Source organism: Polaromonas sp., assembly GCF_036676035.1.
GTDB lineage: Bacteria > Pseudomonadota > Gammaproteobacteria > Burkholderiales > Burkholderiaceae_C > Polaromonas.
Genome location: NZ_JAKFDR010000108.1, coordinates 1 through 4,940, shown reverse-complemented (window position 1 = coordinate 4,940; position 4,940 = coordinate 1). Strand labels below are relative to the sequence as shown.

Annotated in this window: 3 protein-coding genes and 1 pseudogene; all 4 read left to right on the top strand. The window is 63.1% G+C overall.

The annotated features are described in order from the left end of the window. Nucleotides 1–498 precede the first annotated feature (498 nt). A complete protein-coding gene (locus V6M61_RS15605) occupies nucleotides 499–2,505 on the top strand; it encodes a polysaccharide biosynthesis protein (protein WP_332777498.1) in 2,007 nt (668 codons plus the stop codon). Nucleotides 2,506–2,670: 165 nt separating this feature from the next. Further along, nucleotides 2,671–2,796 (top strand): annotated as a pseudogene (locus tag V6M61_RS15600) (IS3 family transposase); the annotation flags it as partial. Between the two features lie 165 nt (nucleotides 2,797–2,961). After that, nucleotides 2,962–3,771, top strand: coding sequence for an SDR family oxidoreductase (locus tag V6M61_RS15595; protein WP_332777497.1), 810 nt, complete (start codon nucleotides 2,962–2,964; stop codon nucleotides 3,769–3,771). Between the two features lie 355 nt (nucleotides 3,772–4,126). Continuing rightward, a partial coding sequence (locus V6M61_RS15590) for an MFS transporter (protein ID WP_332777496.1) occupies nucleotides 4,127–4,940 on the top strand: 814 nt, incomplete at its 3' end.

Here is a 4,940-nt window from a genome sequence, read left to right as displayed (position 1 = left end):
GTTGCTGTCTAGATTGTGTGCAGGTAATGGATCAAGTGGTTGCGTGGATAAAGGCGGTTGCCGATCTCCGGGCAATGTTTTTGATTGTTGAGCGGACTATGTCCGCTATCGCCGCGGGGCGCGTGACCCACATGGATGTGGGAAATGCCGCAAGCCCGCCGGCGACCCCATGGATGGGGAAGGTAGGAAAAATGCCGGGAGCATTTTCGAGAACGGGCGCGGCCCTCCTACAGGGTTTGGCGGTGTTCGTGGCTTTTGTGGGAGGGTCCGGGCGGCGTTCCGTGACCTCGGGGCGATGGTTTTGATTGTTGGGCGGACGTTGTCCGCCATCGCGGCGGGGTCGGAACGCCGCCCGGCCCCTCCTACAGGGGGATGTGGTGCCTGTGCTTTTGTGGGTGGCGTGCATTCGCTGTTGGGTTTGCCATCAATAGTCAGGTTTTTTATCCGGCGGAGGGTTCACCTCGCTGATTTTCAAATTCTCAGGATTGAGGTGCTGTCGTGTTAAGACTTGCCGAGAAATTGCGCTGCCGTTTGGTCAAGCTGCCACGCCGCCACAAGCGACTGATTCAGGTCAGCATGGATGTGCTGCTGGTCTGGGCGGCGCTGTGGCTGGCCTTTCTCGTGCGCCTGGGGGACTCGAAAAGCATCGAGCCGTTTGCCGGGCATGCCTGGCTGTTTGTTGCGGCGCCGCTGATAGCCATTCCCTTGTTTGTGCGCTTTGGCATGTACCGGGCGGTGATGCGCTATTTCGGCAACGATGCCTTGATCACGATTTTCAAGGCCGTGACGCTTTCCGCCCTGGTTCTGGCCTTGGTGGTGTATTGGCATCGCCAGCCTCCGGCTGTGGTGCCGCGTTCCCTGGTGTTCAACTACTGGTGGCTGAGCCTGGTGCTGGTCGGGGGATTGCGACTGGCCATGCGCCAGTACTTCATGGGCGACTGGTACGTGGCCTCGCAGCAAGTGCCTTTCATCAACCGAGGCGATCATCTACCCAAGGTGGCCGTCTACGGTGCGGGGGCGGCGGGCAACCAACTGGTGGCAGCCTTGCGTATGGGGCGGGCCATGCGGCCGGTGGCGTTCATCGATGACGACGACGATATCGCCACCCGGGTGATTGCTGGCTTGCAGGTTTTCAAGCCCAAGCATATCCAGCAGATGATCGAGCAAACCGGCGCGCAGGAGATCCTTCTGGCAATTCCTTCGGCTACGCGCGCACGGCGCCGTGAAATCCTCGAGCACCTCGAAGCGTTCCCCCTGCATGTACGTAGCGTGCCCGGCTTCATGGACCTGGCCAGCGGCCGGGTCAAGGTCGAGGATGTGCAGGAGGTCGACATCGCCGACCTGCTCGGACGCGACCCGGTGCCCCCGCAAAAAGCCTTGTTCGAGCGCTGCATCCGTGGCCAGGTGGTGATGGTCACCGGCGCGGGCGGCTCCATTGGTTCGGAGCTGTGCCGGCAGATCGTGGCCAGTGGGCCGACCACGGTGCTGTTGTTCGAGCACAGTGAATTCAACCTCTACAACATCCATACCGAGCTGGAGCAGCGCATCCGGCTGGAATCCTTGCCGGTGCGCCTGGTGCCGATCCTGGGTTCCATTCGCAACCCTGGCCGCCTGGTCGATGTGATGCGTACCTGGGCGGTGAATACGGTGTATCACGCCGCGGCGTACAAGCATGTGCCCATGGTCGAGCACAACATCGCCGAGGGCGTGCTGAACAATGCGCTGGGCAGCCTGTACACGGCACAGGCCGCGGTCAGGGCCGGGGTCGAGCACTTCGTGCTGATTTCCACCGACAAGGCGGTGCGCCCGACCAACGTGATGGGCAGTACCAAGCGTCTGGCAGAAATGGTCCTGCAGGCCCTGAGCACGGAGTCCGCTCCGGTGCTGTTCCGGGACGACGAGGGTGTGCACCAGGTCAACAAGACCCGCTTCACCATGGTCCGCTTCGGCAACGTATTGGGCTCCTCAGGCTCGGTGATTCCGCGCTTCCACGATCAGATCAAGCACGGTGGCCCGGTGACGGTAACCCACCCGAACATCACCCGCTACTTCATGACCATCCCCGAGGCGGCGCAGCTGGTGATTCAGGCCGGGGCCATGGGGCAGGGCGGCGATGTATTCGTGCTGGACATGGGCCAGCCGGTGAAGATTGTCGACCTGGCGGAGAAGATGATTCACCTGAGCGGCCTCAGTGTGCGCTCGGAGAAGAATCCGCACGGCGATATTGCCGTCGAGTTCACCGGTTTGCGTCCCGGAGAGAAGCTCTACGAAGAGTTGCTGATTGGCGACAACGTCAGCCCGACCGATCACCCGATGATCATGCGAGCCAACGAAGAATGCCTGTCCTGGGATGCCTTCAAGAAGGTCCTGGGCGAACTGCTCGGCGCGGTTGAGCGCGACGACTACGACCGGGTGCGCCAATTACTGCGGGAGACAGTGAGCGGCTATGCGCCAGACGGCGCAATCGTGGACTGGATTCACCAGCAGCGGCGGATCGAGCCTTAGTGTGCTGTCTCAAAATTATTGTTTCGATGACTCCGGCTCCTAGGGTGCGCGGGGCCGCCTAGGCCGCGCGCACCAGGCATCCGGTTTCCAGTGGTGCGCACAGCGCACCTTACGCAGGCCTGCCGCAGCCGTGAACCGCCCCGGTTTTCCCGGAGGCTCCAACTCTTGAGAGATGGAGCCAGGAAGACAACAACGAAGTATTCCCCAGAAGTTCGCGAGCGAGCGGTTCGTTTTGTGCTGCAGTATCAAGACGGACATGACTCGGAGTGGGCGGCAATCTGCTCAATTGCCGCCGGTACTACCAGCGCGGGTCGCTGCGCCGCCATTCGGTGTTGCTGGCGCCAGTTGGTGGTTGCGGTTTGCCTGGGTCATTCATCAGCCTGATTGTGCGTGGGGCGGGTAATTTCCTTAGCTACACTCGCTCCATCTCTCACTGCACTACAAGGCGACTTCCGTATGCAAAATCGCATGATGATTACCGGCGCAGGTTCGGGTTTGGGTCGTGAAATCGCCCTGCGCTGGGCGCGCGAAGGCTGGCGCCTGGCGCTGGCCGACGTCAACGAGGCGGGCCTGGCCGAGACCCTGAAACTGGTGCGTGATGCCGGCGGCGAGGGCTTTACCCAGCGTTGCGATGTGCGCGACTACAGCCAGCTGACCGCATTGGCGCAGGCCTGCGAGGAGAAGTTCGGCGGCGTCGATGTGATCGTCAACAACGCCGGCGTAGCGTCGGGCGGCTTCTTCAGCGAGCTGTCGCTGGAGGACTGGGACTGGCAGATCGCAATCAACCTGATGGGCGTGGTCAAGGGCTGTAAGGCGTTCCTGCCGCTGCTCGAGCGTAGCAAGGGCAAGATCGTCAATATCGCCTCGATGGCGGCCTTGATGCAGGGCCCGGCGATGAGCAACTACAACGTCGCCAAGGCCGGCGTGGTGGCGCTGTCGGAGAGCCTGCTGGTCGAGTTGAAGCAGCAGGAAATCGGCGTGCATGTGGTCTGCCCGTCGTTCTTCCAGACCAACCTGCTCGACTCCTTCCGCGGCCCGACCCCGGCGATGAAGGCCCAGGTCGGCAAACTGCTGGAAGGCTCGCCGATCAGCGCCGCGGACATCGCCGACTACATCTATCAGCAGATGGCCAAGGGCGAGTTCATGATCCTGCCCCACGAGCAGGGGCGGATGGCCTGGGCGCTCAAGCAGAAGAACCCGCAGCTGCTCTACGACGAGATGACCAGCATGGCCGACAAGATGCGCAGCAAGGCCAGGCAGGGCTGACGGGGCGTTGCCTATGCCCCGCTTACCTGTTGCGTGCAGCCTTTGTAGGGTGGGTTAGTGGCGCAGAGCCGGGTTTGCAATTCGACCGCGGAATCTGTGCGCCGCGTAACCCACCGGGCGGTGATCGGCTTGCCCATCTGGTGGGTTACGGCGCAACTGAACTGTGCGCCGGTAGATGGCCTGTGCTCATGCGCCTAACCCACCCTACGCATTACCGCGACCCGTGCATCGCCTGGCTGGCCTGCCAAGGACTCGCTCAAGCTGACCATTCGGTCAATTTATAGCGTTCCCGGGCTTGCCCTGCGGCAGGCTCGGGGTTAGGGTGGCCGGCCCGGCCGATCATGTTGAAACTCGCGTGAAACCCATCGTCCTGCTGCTGGCCCTGGTGCTGGCGGCAATCAATTTGCGCCCCGGCATCACCTCCCTGGCGCCGCTGATCGAGCGGATCGCCGCTGAGCTGGCGCTGAGCCGTAGCCTGATCAGCCTGACCACGGCCCTGCCGGTGCTGTGCATGGGCCTGCTGGCGCCTGTCGCCCCGCGTCTGGCCCTGGGCCTGGGCCTGGAGCGCACCATTGCCCTGTGCATGGGACTGATCACGCTGGCCTTGCTGCTGCGCCTGGCCGGCCGGGTCGATGCGATCCTGATCGCCAGCGCGGTGCTGCTTGGCGCGGCGATTGCCATCGCTGGGCCGTTGCTCTCCGGTTTTATCAAGCGTCACTTCGTCGGCCAGATGGGCCGCGTGGTCGGCTGGTATTCATTGGGCATGGCGATTGGCGGGGCCGGCGGGGCGGTGCTGACGGCACCGGCGACCCAGCTGCTCGGCGATAGCTGGACGCACGGGCTGGCGGTCTGGGCGCTGCCCGCGCTGCTTGGCCTGTTGCTGTGGTGGCGCCTGCCGAATCAGCGGGAATCGGTGGATACCAAGGAGGCCAGGATCGGCTTGCCGTGGCGGCAGCCGCGGGCCTGGTTGATCAGCTGCTTCTTCGCGATTCAGGCTGGGCTGTTCTATGCCCTGGCGACCTGGGTGGTGGCGCGTTACCACGAGGCCGGCCTGACGCTGCTGCGCAGCAACACGCTGTTCAGTATCTCGATGTTGATGGGCCTGCCCAGCTCCTTCCTGCTGCCCTGGCTGGCGCAGCGTTTCGACAATCGCTACCTGCTGCTGATGG

Excerpts from the sequence above, each read along its gene's own strand:
- V6M61_RS15595 (WP_332777497.1), top strand. The coding sequence starts at position 2,962 with ATGCAAAATCGCATGATGATTACCGGCGCAGGTTCGGGTTTGGGTCGT.